Source organism: Actinophytocola sediminis (genome assembly GCF_054779715.1).
On sequence record NZ_BAAGXS010000068.1, the window covers coordinates 1 to 16926 of the forward strand.

At 70.9% G+C, this 16926-nt stretch carries 14 protein-coding genes; 3 read left to right on the forward strand and 11 right to left on the reverse strand.

Annotated features, from left to right (window positions below; all coding sequences use genetic code 11):
- Both lanM and ACYVIP_RS31880 read right to left on the reverse strand, forming a co-directional pair.
- On the reverse strand, positions 1 to 2482 hold a 2482-nt coding region (lanM, locus tag ACYVIP_RS31875), incomplete at its 3' end, for a type 2 lanthipeptide synthetase LanM (RefSeq protein WP_460403102.1).
- Positions 2483 to 2562: 80 nt separating this feature from the next.
- Positions 2563 to 3756: a glycosyltransferase 87 family protein gene (locus ACYVIP_RS31880; protein WP_460403104.1), complete on the reverse strand. Its 1194-nt coding sequence runs from the start codon at positions 3754 to 3756 to the stop codon at positions 2563 to 2565.
- Between the two features lie 102 nt (positions 3757 to 3858).
- Between ACYVIP_RS31880 and ACYVIP_RS31885 the strand changes: the two genes are divergently transcribed.
- Both ACYVIP_RS31885 and ACYVIP_RS31890 read left to right on the forward strand, forming a co-directional pair.
- Positions 3859 to 4518 (forward strand): response regulator transcription factor, encoded by a 660-nt coding sequence (locus ACYVIP_RS31885; protein ID WP_460403106.1) that lies wholly within the window; start codon positions 3859 to 3861, stop codon positions 4516 to 4518.
- Between the two features lie 14 nt (positions 4519 to 4532).
- Positions 4533 to 5585 carry a HAMP domain-containing sensor histidine kinase gene (locus ACYVIP_RS31890; RefSeq protein ID WP_460403108.1) on the forward strand — a complete coding sequence of 351 codons (1053 nt, stop codon included), beginning with the start codon at positions 4533 to 4535 and terminating at the stop codon, positions 5583 to 5585.
- On the opposite strand, the gene ACYVIP_RS31895 is transcribed toward ACYVIP_RS31890, so the two are convergent.
- The 5 genes from ACYVIP_RS31895 to ACYVIP_RS31915 form a co-directional block, all read right to left on the reverse strand.
- Positions 5572 to 6000 (reverse strand): hypothetical protein, encoded by a 429-nt coding sequence (locus ACYVIP_RS31895; RefSeq protein WP_460403110.1) that lies wholly within the window; start codon positions 5998 to 6000, stop codon positions 5572 to 5574. The genes ACYVIP_RS31890 and ACYVIP_RS31895 overlap by 14 nt on opposite strands.
- A 125-nt stretch (positions 6001 to 6125) precedes the next feature.
- Positions 6126 to 6728: a GTP-binding protein gene (locus ACYVIP_RS31900; RefSeq protein ID WP_460403112.1), complete on the reverse strand. Its 603-nt coding sequence runs from the start codon at positions 6726 to 6728 to the stop codon at positions 6126 to 6128.
- On the reverse strand, positions 6709 to 7095 hold the full coding sequence (locus ACYVIP_RS31905) for a DUF742 domain-containing protein (protein WP_460403114.1): 387 nt from the start codon (positions 7093 to 7095) through the stop codon (positions 6709 to 6711). The genes ACYVIP_RS31900 and ACYVIP_RS31905 overlap by 20 nt, the downstream gene beginning before the upstream one ends.
- Entirely contained in the window at positions 7092 to 7499 is a 408-nt protein-coding gene (locus ACYVIP_RS31910; RefSeq protein WP_460403116.1) for a roadblock/LC7 domain-containing protein, read from the reverse strand. Before ACYVIP_RS31910 ends, ACYVIP_RS31905 begins: the two co-directional genes overlap by 4 nt.
- Before the next feature lie 44 nt (positions 7500 to 7543).
- Positions 7544 to 10078 (reverse strand): sensor histidine kinase, encoded by a 2535-nt coding sequence (locus tag ACYVIP_RS31915; protein ID WP_460403118.1) that lies wholly within the window; start codon positions 10076 to 10078, stop codon positions 7544 to 7546.
- Between the two features lie 327 nt (positions 10079 to 10405).
- Here ACYVIP_RS31915 and ACYVIP_RS31920 point away from each other — a divergent pair, with 327 nt between their 5' ends.
- Complete coding sequence (locus tag ACYVIP_RS31920) at positions 10406 to 12007, forward strand: GMC family oxidoreductase (RefSeq protein WP_460403120.1); 1602 nt, start codon at positions 10406 to 10408, stop codon at positions 12005 to 12007.
- 47 nt (positions 12008 to 12054) lie between these two features.
- Here the strand turns inward: ACYVIP_RS31920 and ACYVIP_RS31925 are convergent, their stop codons facing one another.
- The 4 genes from ACYVIP_RS31925 to ACYVIP_RS31940 form a co-directional block, all read right to left on the reverse strand.
- Positions 12055 to 13242, reverse strand: coding sequence for a cytochrome P450 (locus ACYVIP_RS31925; RefSeq protein WP_460403122.1), 1188 nt, complete (start codon positions 13240 to 13242; stop codon positions 12055 to 12057).
- Complete coding sequence (locus ACYVIP_RS31930; protein WP_460403124.1) at positions 13239 to 14150, reverse strand: terpene synthase family protein; 912 nt, start codon at positions 14148 to 14150, stop codon at positions 13239 to 13241. The genes ACYVIP_RS31925 and ACYVIP_RS31930 overlap by 4 nt, the downstream gene beginning before the upstream one ends.
- Positions 14143 to 15636: a hypothetical protein gene (locus ACYVIP_RS31935; RefSeq protein ID WP_460403126.1), complete on the reverse strand. Its 1494-nt coding sequence runs from the start codon at positions 15634 to 15636 to the stop codon at positions 14143 to 14145. The genes ACYVIP_RS31930 and ACYVIP_RS31935 overlap by 8 nt, the downstream gene beginning before the upstream one ends.
- Before the next feature lie 75 nt (positions 15637 to 15711).
- Positions 15712 to 16755, reverse strand: coding sequence for a family 2 encapsulin nanocompartment cargo protein polyprenyl transferase (locus ACYVIP_RS31940; protein ID WP_460403128.1), 1044 nt, complete (start codon positions 16753 to 16755; stop codon positions 15712 to 15714).
- Between the last annotated feature and the right edge of the window lie 171 nt (positions 16756 to 16926).

Below are 16926 nucleotides of genomic sequence, written 5' to 3' on the forward strand. Positions count from 1 at the left end.
CGGACTCGGCGTGCGCGGCCAGCAGCGCGGCCACCCCGCCCGCGCGGCCGGCCGCGAACCCGGCGGTGCCGTCGTCGCTGCCGGGCACCAGGCTCACCGCGCGGACGAACCAGTCGTAGATCTCGGCGTCGTCGAGCAGCACGGCGGTCCTGGCCAGGCCGTAACAGATGCCGCCGGTGCCGAGGAACCCGCCGGGGCCGACCGAGCGCGCCAGGTCGGGGTTCTGCTCCAGGGTGGCCAGCAGCCGGGGCACCGGCCGCAGCGCCCGCGCGGCCAGGTCGAGGTAGCGGGACGTGTCGGTGAGGTCACCGAGTTGGGCGAGGAACAGCGCCACCCCGGTGTAGCCGGTGGCCAGGCCGGCGCCGAGCGGGAGCACCGACCAGTGCTGGTCGTCGACCAGCTCCAGGCCCAGCCAGTTGGCCCGCTCACCGGCCGGGGCCCGGCCGTGCACGGCCCTGGCGACCAGTTCGTCGGCCACCGAGCAGGCCGCGGTCAGCAGCTGGCGGGGTTCCGGCACGGCGGTGGCGATCGGTCGCGGCGGCGCCTGGCCGCTGTGGTGGCGGATCGGACCGGTCCTGGTCGCGAACGTGGCGGTGATCAGCCAGTTCTGGTCGTGCCGGTCGACCTCGTCCAGCCGCGCGAGCTTGGCCAGTACCGACGCCATGCCCGACACCGGGAGCACGTCGGGCAGCCGGTGGCCACCGGCGGTCCAGATGTGCCGGTCACCGACGCGGCCGAAGAAGATCGGCACGTCACCGGCCCACAGGTCGGCGAGCTCGTGGCCGGTCAGGCGCTCCTTGAGCGGATCGCCGGCCGCGTCGGCCCAGAGCAGCTCGAACACCGGGTCGCGGTCGAGGCCGTCGCGCAGCACGTCCGGGTGGGTGGACTCGTCCAGCAGGGTCGCGTAGAGCGTGGTCGGGCGCACCACGACGCGGATCTGGTCGCCCGCCGCGGCCGCCACCAGCCGCATCAGCTCGTCGCGGTGGGCGAGGATCGCGTCGTAGCCGTCGTGGAAGCCGGTCAGCAGCGCGGCCAGGTAGCCGGCCGGGTCGACCGGCGCGTCCCCCAGCCGGGGCTGGTTGTCGTGGCCGAGGAACTCCGCCGGGGCGCGCACGACGCGCATGCCGTCGGTGCCGGTGTCGTCCCAGCCGAGCACCGCGAACGGGAACAGCGCGCCCCGGTCGCCGCCAAGGCCGGAGATGTCCAGCGAGCCGTGCTCGCCGACCAGCAGCAGCGGCAGCAGGGCGGTGCGGCACACCGACTCCGACAGCGCGCGGGACGCCGGGTCGTCGCCGGTCGCGCTGACCGGCACGAGCGTGGGGTGGAACAGCGTCTCCACGTCCACCAGCACCGGCTGGTCACCGGCGGCGATCAGGTTCTCGCAGTGGATGTCGGTGCCGTCCAGGGCGTAGAGCAGCGCGAGCAGCGCGCCCTGCCGGCGGTAGAACCGGTCCACCTCGCTGACCTCGGTACATGGCCGGGGGGCGATGTGCTCGGCCCAGCCGTAGCCGTCGCGCGGCAGGGTGGCCGGGGTGCGCAGGTCCAGTCCGGGCAGCCGGCTGTTGAGCCACCGGACCAGCCCGCCGAAGCGCTGTTGCAGCGCCTGGCCGCGCGGCTTGTACACCACCGCGGCGTCGGCGAAGCGCAGGATCGCGACCATCCGGCCGCCCTGGTGGGAGTCCCCGTGCCCGAGCTCGATCCGGTGCAGGACACCGGGATCGGTGCCGTCGAGGAGCTGGTCGACGACCGTGGCGCGGTCGGCGGCGAACCGGTCGACCAGCTCGGCGTAGGCCGCGACCAGGTGCTCGCAGGCCTGGCCGAGCAGGCGGGCGAGCACCGGGTACTCGGCCAGCAGCGCCGCGAGCCCGTCGGCGGTGGCCAGGTTCTGCGCGAACTCGGCGAACCGTTCGCCCGCAGTGGCCCGGGTGAGGTCGCCGCGCACCCTGGCGACGTTCAGCTCCAGGACCAGCGTGCGCGCGGCGAGCCTGGTCAGCCGCAGGCCAAGCCACCGGCCGAAGTCCTCGGCCAGGGTCGCCGGCTCGAACCGGCCGGCCTCGGCGGCGGGGGTGATCCGCTTGACGACCTCGGCGACCGCCGAGGTGGTGAACAGGCCGAGCGCGGCGGCGAACTGCTCCTGCCAGGCGCCGGTGTCCTCGGCCGCCACCGGCGCCCCGGTGAGCGCGCGCCGCACGAACGTCGCCCATGCCGGAGTCGGGGTGCGGGCGGCGAGCGCGGCCGGGTGCTCGGTGAGCAGGGTCAGCATCGCCTGTTCGTCCAGGCCGGCGGCGGCCAGCCGGGTGGCGAACCGCCCATCGGCGTGCAGATCGGTGGCCGCCGCCCAGCGGGCTAATCGCCGGCCGGCGGCCTGGACGGTGGTCGGATCCGGGTCCCCGACGGCCGGCAGCCGCTCAGCAAGGGACAGGCCACGCGCCCACCAGAAGGGTTGACCGGTCGCCGCGCCAAACGCGGGCTGGTTGCTCACGACCGCTGACCGTGCCAGCCGGTCGCGCGCGCGTCATGGGGAACCTTCCCCCACATTCCACGCGACCGCCCCCGGGCCGGTCAGGTCCGTTGCACGGCAACGGGAACCTCACCGGAGAGTCGCTCGGTCGCCGTCGCGGTCAGCCGGAGCCTGCCGGCCGCGACCAGACCGACCACCACGACCGCGAAGATCAGGTAGCCGTGGCCGGACACCGTGCGCACCAGGTCCCACGGGTCGTCGCGGTGCCACCACCAGTGCGGCGACAGCACGAACAGGGCCGTCCCGCCCGCGGCCAGCGCCAGCGCGGCCGGCGCCCGCCACCGCCACCACGCCACCCCGGCGGTCACCATGATCGGCACCGCCCACACCCAGTGGTGCGACCAGGACACCGGCGACAGCGGCAGCGCGCCCAGCGCGTTGAGCGCCAACGCCCAGGTGTGCTGGCCATCGGCGAACGCCCGCCGCATCGCGATCACCGTCGCGGCGAACAACGCCGCGGCCAGCACCGCCCACACCACCGTGGACTCGATCCCCAGCCGGGCGAACAGCGCGGTGAACGACTGGTTGGACGCGTGCCGGACCCCACCGATGCGCCCCGAGTCGAACACCGTCGACGTCCAGTACCGCATCGAGTCCTTGCCGGCGAACAGGAAGCCGACCCCGGTGGCCACCACGAACGAGCCCCCGGCGGTCAGCACCGCCCGCCGGTCACCGCGCACCAGGAAGAACAGCACGAACAGCACCGGCGTCAGCTTGACCGCCGCGGCGAGCCCGATCAGCGCCCCTCGCGGCCACCGGGGCGTGCGGACCAGGGCGTCCAGCACGACCAACGCCATCAGCAGCGCGTTGACCTGTCCGAAGTCGACGGTCGCGCGAACCGGCTCGACGGCGAGCGCCACCGCGAGCAACGCCACCGCCACCGGCCAGGGCGGCACATCCAGCGAGCGCAACACCGTGACCAGCACCACGACCAGCGCGCCGACGGTCAGCAACGTGATCGCGGCACTCGCGACCTCGAACGACACCAACGCCAACGGCGCCAACAGCACCGAGGAGATCGGCGGATAGGTGAACGGCAGGTGCCTACCGCCGCGCAACTCCGGCAGCACACCGTAGAGCGGCCCGCCGTCGAGCCATACCCGCGCGCCGATCCGATAGACGTCCAGGTCGATGCGGTAGCCGGTCAGCGCCGGCTTGCCCAACGCCAACAACACACCCAGCCAGGTGAGCACGACCAGGGCCACCCCGGTCGCCACCGCGATTCGTGTTCGCACGGCGACGAGATCTACGGGCGGCGCGGTCGGCGGCGGATAAGGACGACCTTTATCCCGCGCTTATCCGGCGACCGCTAGAACATGAGGCGGGGAGGGACCCACATGCGGATACTTGTGGCCGAGGACGAGCGCCTGCTCGCCGACGCGGTCGCCACCGGCCTGCGGCACTACGGCTTCGCCGTCGACGTGTGCTACGACGGTGACGCGGCCGCCGAACGGGTCGCCGTGCACGCCTACGACGTGGTGATCCTCGACCGCGACCTGCCGAAAGTACACGGCGACGAGGTGTGCCGGCGGATCATCGAGCTGCGCCTGGAGACCCGGGTGCTCATGTTGACCGCCGCGGCGAGCATCCGCGACCGGGTCGATGGTCTCGGACTCGGCGCCGACGACTACCTGACCAAGCCGTTCGCCTTCGCCGAGCTGACCGCCAGGGTGCAGGCGCTGTACCGGCGGGCCCACCGGGCGCTGCCGCCGGTACTCGAGGCCGGCGGGGTGGTACTCGACCACCCCCGGCGCTACGTCGCCCGGGACGGTCAGCCGCTGTCGTTGTCGCCCAAGGAGTTCGCCGTTCTGGAGATCCTCATGCGGGGTGCGGGTACCGTGATCACCCCCGAGGAACTGCTGGAGAAGGCATGGGACGAGCACACGGACCCCTTCACGAACGCGGTCCGCATGGCGGTGATGACCCTGCGGCGCAAGCTGGGCGAGCCACCACTGATCCACACCGTCCCCGGCGCCGGCTATCGTTTCGAAACCTGACCGGTGTCCGGTCGGTGGGCGGCCGGATCGTCCTGCTGTGCCTGCTGACCCTCGGTGTGGGCGTCTTCGTCTTCCAGCTGCTGCAGGACTACTTCCAGCTCCTGTTCGCGTCGTTCCTCGGCATCGAACAGACCTGTTGGGACGACCGGGGCGTCGCCTACTTCTGCGTTCCGTACGAGACGCAGCGGCGGGTGATCGGGGGCCTGCTCCTGCTGGTCGGGCTCCTCCTGGTTGTCCTGGTGTTGCGGCGGTTGGCGCGCTGGGCGCTGCGGCCCGTGTCCACGATGACCAGCGCGGTGCGCCACCTCGGACCGCAGAACCTCGGTCAGCGGGTGCGGTTGGACGGCCCGCAGGACGAGCTGCGCCAGTTGGCCGACGCGCTGGACGACATGCTCGACCGGATGGTCACCGGCTTCGAGGGGCAGCGCCGGTTCGCCTCCAACGCCTCCCACGAGCTGCGCACCCCGCTGGCCGTGCAGCGCACCCTCGTCGAGGTCGCGATGGTGACCGGCAGGGACGACCCCGACCTGAACCGGCTCGCCGAGCAGTTGCTGGTGGTCAACGAACGCAACGAGCGGCTGATCGAGGGCCTGCTGGTACTCGCCGAGAGCGACCGGGGGCTGCCGGGCGTGGTGCCGGTGCGGTTGGACGTCCTGGTGGAGAAGATCATGGACTCCTACGACGAACTGGCCGCCGAACACCAGGTGACCCTGCGCCGGGGGATGGTCGAGCGGACCGTGCAGGCCGACACCGTGCTGCTGGAACGGCTGGTCAGCAACCTGGTGCACAACGCGATCAAGTACAACGAACCGGGCGGCACGGTCGATGTCGTGGTGGCCCGCGAGCCCGCGCTTTCGGTGCACAACACCGGGATTCACGTGCCGGCGGAGTCGGTCGCCGCGCTGTTCGAGCCGTTCCGCCGGCTCACCGCCGAGCGCGTCCACCAACGCGACGGCGCCGGTCTCGGCCTGTCGATCGTGCGGTCGATCTGCGCGGCACACGGCGGAAGCGTGCACGCGCGGCCGGGCGACCATGGCGGCCTGCGCATCGAGATCACCCTGCCGTGACCGGTCGCCGGTGGGTGCCGGTGTACTCGTCCAGCCGGAACAGCATCGCCACGACCATGGCGGGCACCATCAGCACGTGCCCGACGACCATCACGGCACCGCTGGACGCCCAGCCCGCCGCGTAGAGCGGGTACATGAGCAGGAACGGCACGTACATCGCCAGTGCCATCTCGCGCACGGCCGGCCAGCCGCACCCGCGCACCCGCATCCACGCGGCCATGCCGAGGCTCATGTAGGTGGCCATCAACAGGGTCGCCGGCACCAGGTCCTCGGTCACCGAGGTCCAGCCGAGCGCCTCGAACAGCATCTCCGCCGGCATGCCGAGTGCGAACATGCCGACGAACATGGCCACGACCATCTCCAGCAGATGCTGGACGAAGTTCCAGACCGGACCCTTCACCACGATCTTGCGCACGACGACCTCCGGTTTCCCTGCCCGACAACGAGTCCAGATACCACTAGGGGGTATCCTTCGGATTGGAAGATACCATTGGGGGGTATAGGAGGGTCAAGCGCGGATCCGGCCAACCTGGCCGAGGGTCAGCGCCGCGCGTGCCGCTGGGCCACCCTGGCGATGAGCAGTTCGAGCAGCGAGGTCAACACGCCCTTGCTCGAATCCCGCTCCCGCACGTCACACTGCAGGATCGGCACCTCCGGGTCGAGATCGGTCGCCTCCCGGACCTCGTCCACGGTGTAGGACTGCTCGCCGTAGAAGTTGTTCACCGCGACGATGAACGGGATCTGGCGGCGTTCGAAGAAGTCGACCGCAGCGAAACAGCCGTCCAGCCGACGGGTGTCGGCGAGCACCACCGCACCCAGCGCGCCGAGCGCCAGCTCGTCCCACATGAACCAGAACCGCTCCTGGCCGGGAGTCCCGAACAGGTAGAGGATCAACGACTCGTTGACGGTGATCCGGCCGAAGTCCAACGCCACCGTGGTGGTGTTCTTGGTCTCCACGCCCGCCAGGTCGTCCACTCCCCCGCTGACGGTGCTGAGCATCTCCTCGGTGCGCAGCGGCGCGATCTCGCTCACCGAACCCACGAGGGTGGTCTTGCCGACGCCGAACCCGCCGGCGACCAACACCTTCAGCGCAGAGGTCCCCAGCGTCGCCTGGGCGGCGGGATCAAAGCCTGCGGATGCCATCGAGTACCGCCTGCAGGATGTTCATGTCTGGGGTCTCCGTGTTCAATGACGAGGGGGGCGAGCTGAAAAGCAGATATCCTTGTTCGATCAGGTCGGCCACCAGAATCTTGATGACCGTGATCGGCAGCCTGAGCTTGGCACTGATCTCCGCGATCGAGAGCGGATAGTGACAAAGCCGCATGATGTCGGTGTATTCGGGATCCATCGACGTGTTCTCATAAGCTGCGGTGACCACCAGGGTTATCAGGTTGAGGTCGAGCCGAGCCGAGTGGGTGCGACCACGCGTCACGGTGTACGGACGTACCAGCGGACCGGCCTCGTCGTCGTACCAGGAATCCCGACCGTGCTTCATGTTTTCCTGATTCACATGTTGACCCCAGGAACGCGCGGCAGCGCGACAAGATACTTGCCGACCTTCTTGACCATCACGTTCATCTCATAGGCGATCATGCCGATGTCGGCGTCGGCGGAGGTCACCAGCGCGAGGCACGCACCATTGCCCGCCGAGGTCACCACCATGAACACCTGGTCGAGTTCGACGACGGTCTGCCGGACCTGCCCGCCGTTGAAATGCCGGCCAACACCCCTGGCCAGGCTCTGGAACGCGGACGCCATCGCCGAAAGGTGTTCGCTGTCCTCCCGGTTCAGGCTGCGGGACCGGCCGACACACAGACCATCGGTCGACAGCACCACCGCGTGCTGGGCACCGACCGCCCGCAGGACCAGATCGTCGAGCAACCAGTTCAGATCGCTCGGGTTGGACTCCTCCATGGCTCCCCTGTCTTGCTGCTGGACAAACTCGGGTGGACGGCGGCTCACTCGGCCGCGCGCCCTTCGCGGGTACCGCGTTGGAAGGCCGACATCCGGTCCCGCGCCTGCTCGGCGGAGGCCGCCGAATCGTCCTGGCCGGACTCGGTCAGCTCGGCCGGGACCTCCGCCTCGCCGGTCAGCTGCGGCGCGAGGTTGGCCTGGCGGCGCCTGCGCGGCAGCGGCGGCCGGTTGTCCTCGACGTGGTGGTTCTGGTCGGCGCCGGCGGTGGGCGCGGGTGTGGGCGCGGGTGTGGGCGCTGCGGTGTTCGGACCCGACCGGCCCCGCATCCGGCCGATGCCGTTGGTCAGCGGCCGCGCTGGACCGCTGACCCCGGTCACGTCCGCGACCGCCCACCGGATCGTCTGCTCGGCGATGTCCTCCGGCGGGGCGAGATCGTTGGGGAACGCCGGGCGGGCCTGGACCGGCGGCTCCGGCGGCGGTTCCGGGATCGACTGGGCGGGCATCGGTGCCGGCCGCTGCTCGGGCACGGGCAGCGGGCTGGCGTCCGGTGGCTGGTAGCGCGGCAGCTCGGGGCGGAACTCGCCGGTCCGGCCGGTTCCGTTCTGCCCCATGCCGTGGTCGGCGTGTTGCTGGGCCGTTCTCGGCGACCTGGCCGGTGGCATGGTCGGTGGCGTGCGCTCGCCCTGCTCGGCCGCGATCAGCGCGGAGCGCACCAGCACGATCGCCCGCACGCCACCGTAGGCGGAGTTCACCAGGGTCACGTTGATGCCGTGGCGCGCCGAGAGTTGGGAGACCACGAACAGGCCGAGCCTGGCCTCCTCGGTCAACGCCATCACCCCGAAGTTCGGCGGGTTGCGCAGGAAGAGGTTGATGTCCTCGCGCTCCTCGGCGGGGATGCCGACCCCCTGGTCCTCGACCTCGACCACCACGCCGTTGCCGACCCGGTTGCCGCGCACCTCCACCCTGGCATCCGGTGGGGAGAACGCCGTCGCGTTGTCGACCAGCTCGGCCAACAGGTGGATCAGGTCGGCGACCACCGACCCCAACATCAGGACCTCGGGCAGCTTGCCGGTGTGCACCCGCTTGTAGTGCTCGGTCTCGCCGATGGCGCTGCGCACGATCTCCACCAGCGGCACCGGGTTGCGCCACCGCCGCCCTGGGCGCTCGCCGCCGAGGATGAGCAGGTTCTCGGCGTTGCGGCGGGCGCGGGTGGCCAGGTGGTCGAGCTGGAACAGCGACTCGAGGTGCTCGGGGTCCTCCTGCTCCCGCTCGGCCTTGTCCAACACCTCGAGCTGGCGGCGGACCACGACCTGGCTGCGGTGCGCGATGTTCAGGAACACCGTGCGGAAGCCGTTCTGGATCTCGGCCTCCTGCGCGGCCGCGGCCACGGCGGTGCGCTGCGCCTTGTTGAACGCCTGGGCGACCTCGCCGAGCTCGTCCTCGCCGTAGTCCAGCGGCGGCACCTCCCGCTCGATGTCGATCTGCTCGCCGTTGCGCAGTCGTCGCACGATCGCGGGCAGGCGTTCGTCGGCCAGTTCCAGGGTCTCCGCGCGCAGGTTCTTCATCCGCTGGACCACCCGGTTGGACAGTCTGATCGCGACCAACGTGGCGAAGATGGTGACCAGCAGGAGCACGCCGCCACCGATCAGCGAGTTGACGAACGTGCGCTGGCCGGCGTCGGCGGCGAAACCCTCGGCGTAGCGGTGGTGTTCGGAGTAGATCGCGAGCAGCTCGGTGTTCACCGTGGACGCCGCTTCCTGCCACTGCGCGAGATTCATCGGCAACTCGTCGTCCGATGTGGACTCTCCGGGGCCGCGCAGCAGCAGCGCGCTCTCCTGTTCGACCAACCGCTGCCATGCCGGGCTTTCCGCGAGCGCGGCGTAGCGCTGCCGCAGGTCCTCGGTCAGCACGGGCACCAGACCCTCGACCACCGTGTGGTACCGGCCGATCTGCCGGGAGAACTCCTGGAACCACTCCGGCGACAGGCCCTCGCCGGCGACCGCGCCGATCGCGAGCGCGTGCCCGCGCGACATCGCGTCGGCCACGTCGAACAACGCCGTGGCCGTGGACTCCTCGACCGCGGTCACCGGGTCCGGCGCGGTCGAGGCGAGCCCCTGCAGACCGAGCTTGATGACCTCGGTCAGCGAGTTGTAGTACCCGTAGACGTCCGCGACGGGCGCCTCCCCGGAATCGATGCCCGTCCGCAGTTGCGGCAGCATGCCGAGCAGTTGCTGGAAGGCCTCGTTGCCCTCGGCCAGTGCCTCCGGGTTCAGCTCGGTGAGGTTGGCGGCCAACGCCTCGAGGCCGGCCAGTGCCTCGTCGAGCTCGGCCCGGCGCTGGGCGAGGTCGGGCCCGACGCTGGTGTCGCCGCCGAGGCGCAGCAGGCTCAGCCGCCGCTCCTCCTCGACCCTGGCGGCGAACTGGGTTCCCGGCTCGACGGTGTCCTGCATCGTCGTGGCCCAGTTCTGGGCCTGGTAGCCGTCGTAGACGAGGTAGCCGGAGGCACCGACGCCGATGATCAGCAACGCCGCACTGGGGATGAGCACGATGGCGAGCATCCGCAGCCTGATGCTCCGCACCCTCCGCCCCCTGCCACTGGCAAGCCTCACAACAACCCCGACTCCCTCACAGGTCAATGCGGATCAGACCAGCCCCGGCCCGGTGCTGATCATCGCCGGCACCATAGTGGATTTCCCGGCCACCGTGAACAGGACGATCACTATTCGTGACAAAAAAACCAGGCGGACCGTCCACTAGCGACAGAAAATGATTGTTACCAGAAGCTCTTCACCGGCGATTGAGGAACCCCGATCAGCGGCTATCCAACGCCGATCCTCGAGTACTACTGTGCCGGGCTGAGTTCTTCCGGGATATCGATCGAGCCAGTGACCAGAACGGGAGTTTCCGTGACACAGTTCGACTACGTCATCGTCGGCGCCGGGCCTGCGGGGTGCGTGTTGGCCAACCGCCTCTCCGCCGACCCGGACGTCAGGGTGCTGTTGGTCGAGGCAGGCGACCAGGACACCAACCCGCTGATCGCCATGCCGCGTGGATTCGGCGAACTGCTCGGCGACCCGAACACCGCCTGGCACTACCCCACTCGGCCATTCGGCCCAGCACAACAGGTCGAGTACTGGGTACGGGGCAAAACCCTCGGCGGGTCGAGCGCGGTCAACGGCATGGTCTACAACCGGGGGCAACGCGCGGACTACGACGCGCTGGCGGAACTGGGCAATCCCGGCTGGGGCTGGGACGAGATGCTGTCGGTGTTCCGGCGGATCGAGGACAACGACCTCGGCGCCACCGACAACCGGGGTGCCGGCGGCCCGCTGCGGGTCTCGACCGCCACCGGCGGCGACCCCCTGCTCGACGACGTGCTCACCGCCGGCACCGAACTCGGCTGGCGACAGATGCGGGACCTCAACGAGACCGACGACGAGCGCATCGGCTACGCCACCGCGACCATCCGCGACGGCAAACGGGTCAGTGCGGCGAACGCGTTCCTGCACCCGGTGTCCGACCGGGCCAACCTGACCGTCGCGCCGCGCACGATCGTCGATCGAGTGGTGCTCGAGGACGGCCGGGCCGTCGGCGTGCGCGGCCGGCGGGACGGCCAGGCCGTCGAGTACCGCGCGACGCGCGAGGTGCTGCTGTCGGCCGGCAGCATCGCCACGCCCAGGATCCTCCAGCTGTCCGGCATCGGCCCGGCGAGCACGCTGCGCGACGCCGGGGTGGACGTGGTCGTGGACAGCCAGCACGTCGGCGCCCGGCTGCGCGAGCACCGCGTGTTCACCATGCAGTTCCGGCTCACCGAGGACATCGGCTACAACCGGCTGCTGAGCACGCCGGAGGGCCAGCAGTCGGCCGCCGAGGAGTACGCCGAGACCGGGGGCGGACCCCTTGGCGTGCCGTCGTTCGACGTCGTCGGGTTCTTCAAGACCCGCCCGGAGCTCGACCGGCCGGACGCCCAGTTCCAGATCGCGCCGTTCTCGGTGCTGCCACCGGAACCGGGCGGGGCCATGCAGATCGAGCGGGAGCCGGGCATGATCTGCGTCGGCTACATCCTGCGGCCAGACAGCGAGGGCCGGGTGGCGATCACATCGGCGGATCCGGACGCGCCGCTGGACATCGACCCCAACTACTACGCGACCGACCACGACCGTAGTACCGCGGTGGACATTTTCCGCGGCCTGCGCAGGCTGTTCGCCACCGGACCGCTCGGTAAGCGGATCGACCACGAGACACTGCCGGGCAACGGCGTGCAGACCGACCAGGAGATCATCGACGCCGGGCTGACGATGGGCGGTTGCGGTTACCACGCCATCGGAACCTGTGCCATGGGCCCGAACGACGACGACGTGGTCGACGCCCGGCTGCGCGTGCGCGGGGTGCGCGCGCTGCGGGTGGTCGACGCGTCGGTGCTGCCGATCATGGTGTCGGGCAACCTCAACGGCCCGGTCTCGGCCATCGGCTGGCGCGCGGCCGACCTGATTCTCGACGAGGCGTGACGCGCCGGTGGCCGCCCCGGATCACCGGTGGCGGCCGCCGGACGCGCTCACCACACCAACGGCAGGTTCTCCAGCGAGCAGACCGCGCCGCCGTCCATCTCCAGCTCGACCCCCGCCGGCATCGAGTAGTCCTGAATGGACTGATGCCAGTCACGCAGGGCCGAGGTCAGGCCCTGGGTGGCGATCCTGGCGCCGAGACAGCGGTGCGCGCCGAACCCGAACGCGAGGTGGCTCGCGCTGTTGGACCGGTCGAAGTCGGCCGTCGCCGGATCCGGATAGTGGTGCGGGTCGCGGCCGGCGAGCGACAGGTTGAACAGCGCCCGCTCGCCCGCGCGGATCCGCACCCCCGCGACCTCGACGTCCTGGATCGCGGTGCGGGCGATGCTGACCACCGAGTGCAGCCGCAACAGTTCCTCGGCCGCCCGGCCGGCGACCTCGGGGTCGGCCAGCCGGCGCTGGTGCTCGGGATGCCCCGCGAGATAACGGAAACTGAAGCTGATGGAGTTGGTCAGCGTGTCCAGGCTGGCCATGCCCATCAGGAACGCCAGGTCGAGCGCCTGCTCGCGGGTCAGCGGCCGGCCGTCGACCTCGGCGGTGGACAGCAGGTCGAGCAGCCCTGTGCCATCGCCGCGGCGCGCACCCGTGGTGTACTCGGAGATCGCACGGTCCACATAGGACATGAAGTCCCTGGTCGCGGCGGCCCGCCGCGCCGGGTCGGTGTCCTGCAGGAGGTCGGCCGCCCAGCGCGCACAGGCCAGTGTCTCCTCCGCCGGCACGGCGAACAACGCGGCGAACAACGCGTTCTGCAGCGGCCGGGCGAAGTCGAGGACCAGATCGCACTCGCCGGCCGGCGCGAGGCGCTCGACCAGCCGCGCGGACTCCCGGTCGAGCGCGGTCGCGATCGTGACACCCGCCTGGCCGTTCAGGCAGCGCGCCAGCAGCGCCCGGTACCGGCCGTGCTCGGGCGGGTCCAACTCGACCGGCATCAGCGGCCGGGGCCAGCCTGCGGGCGGGATCGAGGTCTCCCTGCTGGAGAACGCCTCGGTGTCGCGCAGCAGCGCGCGGATGTCCGCATAGCGGGTGAGCACCCAGAAACCGCCGAGCTCCGGGGTCCAGAACACCCGCTCGTCGCGGAACCGGTCGAACGCGGTGAAGGGGTCCACCCGCACCGCGGGATCGGCGTGGTGGTCGAACTCCCGGACCGGGGCGCCGAGGTCGGCTGGTGTCGTGCTCATGGTGCGGGTACTCCGTTTCGGCCGGCGGGTGGGGACAGCGCGCTCAGCACGCGCATATCGTCGCGCGCGTACACCCCGACCGACCACTCGGCGAGGCGGACGACGCCGACGGCCGGCAGGAAGTTCTCCGCGACCAACGGGGCGAGCCGGTCGCGCACGGCCGCGATCCGGCTCGCGAGCTCGGCGCGCACCCAGTCCTCGGACACGCCGTACATCAGGACGTTGTTCTCGCCGCTCGCCCGTTCGCGGTCGATGGTGACCAGGTCGTTGGCCAGCCTGGTCGCCACGCCGGCGTCGGTGAGCGCGGGGACCAACAGGTCCAGCCGCGCGGGCAGCTCCCGGCCGCCGTAGGCGATCCAGCGCGGCAGGTGCACCTGGGCGACCGCGCTGCTGTCGGCATGGTCGAGGTACTCCCCGACATCCGATGGCGGCGCGCCGCCGCGTGCCCGGGTGTCGGCGACGACCCAGTCGTACCGGTGACCGCGCAGGCAGGAGGCGAAGATCCGCTCCCACAACGACGACAGCGCCGGATAGCCGGGCTGGCTGGCCAGTTCCGGTTGCAGGGTGGACAAACAGGCCAACAGCGGGTTGCCGGTGTCGGGTTCTCCGGTGCGCACCACGGACTCGCAGCGCCCGACGAACTCGTCGAGCTCGTCGAGGCCGGTGATCTCCCGCTCGATGTGGTCGTCGAGGGCGTAGGCCCAGGTGGCGATCCGGCCGGGCAGGCGCAACTGGTCGGCCGGCACCCACGGGCTGATCACCGCCTCACCGAAGGCGATGCCGGTCAGCGGCAGGTAGTCATAGCCCGGCAGGTGCGTGCCGGTCCACCGGTGCAGGTCGGCGAGCACGGCCGAGGCGGCCAGCACGATCGGCACGCACTGGCCGGCCGGGGGGAACCGGTCAGGCATGGTCGCCTCGCCCACTGAGCACGTACGCGGCGAGCACCGCCGCGCGGACCACCGCCGGTGGGGTGTAAAGCCCTTTGCCGATCCAGAGTTCGGCGTGGTCGCGGGCCGCGAGGTGCTCGCGCAGGTAGGCGTTGGCCCGGCGGTAGCTCTCGGGCGGCACCGGGCCGAGGTGGGGTGCGAGCGCGTCCAACGCGAGCACGGCGTGCGCGGTCTCCTCCGGCAGCCCGCCGGCCATCCCCCAGGAGCCGTCCGCGTGCTGGCCGGCCAGCAACCAGTGCCAGGTCCCGGCGAGCGTGTCCGCCGCGACGGTGCCGGCCAGCCCGAAGACCGCCTGCGCGGTGGCGTAGTAGACCGACAGGTGCCACTTGTCGATCCACCACGCGGATTCCCGCCGTGAGTCGAGCAGGAACCGCTGTGCCTTGGTGATCTGCGGTCCGAACCGGTGGGCCTGTTGGCCAAGCGCCTCCAGGACGCGACCGTTCGCGCTCACCGGCGCGCCCCGCTCGTGGGCGAAGCCGACGAAGTGGTCGTCGGTCTCGAAGGACAGCAACGAGTCCAGCAGCGCGGTCGGGTCGTAACCGAAGGCGTGCAGCAGGTTCGCGACCATGGCGGTGTCGTCGGAGTCGGGCACCGGGAACTCCTCGCTGACCCCGATCGGCTCGGCCGGCCCGGCCAGCTTCGCCAGCCGCTCGACCTGGGCGCGCGCGCCGGGGGCGACCAGGTTGGCCCGGCCGAGCAGGTAGATCACCCAGGACGGCTCGAACACGTTGATCGGGTAGATCTCCGGCATCCCACCGTCCTCGGTGGACCTGGCCGCCTCGGTCAGGTAGTCGAGCGCGGCCTGGCCGTTGGTCACCGCCCACAACGCGCCGGTCGCCGGCGGGTTGTTGGCCATCGACCCGTTGGCGGCGGAGAACCTGGCCATCTCCGGTAAGGCGACCAGCTCGCCGAGTGCCTCCAGGGAGTACAGCAGCCCGGTCGGCTCGCCGGCCAACGCGCCCGGCGGCACCCTGGACAGCTTGTCTTCGCGCAGCCGCACCAGGTCCGCGAGCGAGTCGCCAGCCAGCAGGCCTGCCAGTTGGGCCTGCTCGACCAGATGCGGGGCCACCACCTCGAACCCGATCGGCTCGCCGACCGCGCCGCGCCAGTCCGACGCGTGCGCGCGCAGGTAGTCCGCCCCTGCGCGCACCGCCGCGCATGCCCAGGACGACGGCACCTCGGCCAGCGCCAGCACGGCGGCCACTGTGGACACCAGCCGGTCATAGGGGTTGGGCACCGTGCCACCCCACGAGCCGTCCGCGTGCTGATGGGTCCGCAGCCACTCCCGCGCCCGAGGGAACACCGGTTGGCCACTGTCGGTCACCAGTCTGGCCGCCCACGCGGTGGCGTAGGCCATGGCCGCAACCGGCCGGGTGCCCAACCCGTCGACGATCCGGTCCGCCTGGTCGATCGTGCTCGGCATCGTGCCCTCTCGGTTCGGTGACACATCGGGACCACGGCGTTCGCCGAGGCGCGCCGCGCGGTGGGCAGGAAACCGGTGAGCTGGTCAGTGGTCGCGATCTCAGTGGTCGCGATCGACAACGAGACCGGCGAGCACGTCGAGCTCCGCGACCGCGCTCGGGTCGAGGCCGGCATCGCGCAGGCTGGACAACGCCAGCTCCAGGTGCTCGCGCGCCTGGTCGGTCGCCCACGCCCGCCCGCCGGCCACCTCGATCAGCTCCGCGGCCCGTGCCAGCTCCTCGGGGGACAGCGCGCCGTCGCGGCGATAGAGCGCGGCCAGTTCGCTCGCCTGGGACGTGTCCGCGGTCAGGGTCGCCACCACCGGCAGGGACTTCTTGCGGTTGGCCAGGTCCGAGTACACCGGCTTGCCCGTCATGCCCGGATCTCCCCAGATACCAAGCAGATCGTCGACGAACTGGAACGCCAGCCCGAGGTGCTGGCCGAAGCCGCGCAGCCGCGCCACCTGGTCCTGGTCACCGCCACCGAAGATCGCGCCGAGACCGCAGGCGCCGCCAAGCAGCGAGCCGGTCTTGCCGGCGGCCATCCGCACGCATTCCGGCAACCCGACATCCTGGCGGTTCTCGAACAGGATGTCCGCGCTCTGCCCGTCGACCAGTTCGTAGACGACCGAGGAGAGCAGGCGTAACTCGGTGCCGGCGGCCGATCCGCCCGCGCGGGCGAGCACGTCGAAGGCCAGCGTCAACAACGCGTCCCCGGCCAGGATCGCCGCGCTGGCACCGAAGACCGACCAACTGGTCGGCCGGTGCCTGCGGGTGAGATCACGGTCCATCACGTCGTCGTGCAGCAACGTGAAGTTGTGTACGAGTTCGGCCGCGCAGGCCGCCGGCACCGCCGACTCCGCATCGCCGCCCACCGCTCGCGCGGCCAGCAGGACCAGCGCCGGGCGCAGCGACTTTCCTTCTTTGACAACGGTTTCGACCGGTCTGCCATGAACGTCCGACCAGCCGAAATGGTACTCGGCGACGCGTCGGACCAATACCGGTAATCGTCCGATCGCCAGCCGCATGGCCGGTTGGACCAGCTCTCTGCTCCACTCCAGAACGTCGGTACCCGAACGATCATCGACGATCTCGAATGGCGCCATGTGTGGCTGACTCCAACCTGTCGGAAGTAGTGCTGTGCCGCTCGCGAGAATGCCCAAATCCTTGGTACACCATCAAGTGGCGAGTCCGAAACCAACAGATGGCCCAGTGGGAAACGATCCACCAACCGCCCTGGTGACCTACAGTGAGCAGGCACACAGGGTGATCATCCG

What these genes read in the sequence shown, in the direction of transcription:
- ACYVIP_RS31910 (WP_460403116.1), bottom strand. Translation starts at nt 7,499, where the DNA reads ATGGAGGAGTCCAACCCGAGCGATCTGAACTGGTTGCTCGACGATCTG.
- ACYVIP_RS31925 (WP_460403122.1), bottom strand. Translation starts at nt 13,242, where the DNA reads ATGAGCACGACACCAGCCGACCTCGGCGCCCCGGTCCGGGAGTTCGAC.
- ACYVIP_RS31940 (WP_460403128.1), bottom strand. Translation starts at nt 16,755, where the DNA reads ATGGCGCCATTCGAGATCGTCGATGATCGTTCGGGTACCGACGTTCTG.
- ACYVIP_RS31900 (WP_460403112.1), bottom strand. Translation starts at nt 6,728, where the DNA reads ATGGCATCCGCAGGCTTTGATCCCGCCGCCCAGGCGACGCTGGGGACC.
- ACYVIP_RS31930 (WP_460403124.1), bottom strand. Translation starts at nt 14,150, where the DNA reads ATGCCTGACCGGTTCCCCCCGGCCGGCCAGTGCGTGCCGATCGTGCTG.
- ACYVIP_RS31885 (WP_460403106.1), top strand. Translation starts at nt 3,859, where the DNA reads ATGCGGATACTTGTGGCCGAGGACGAGCGCCTGCTCGCCGACGCGGTC.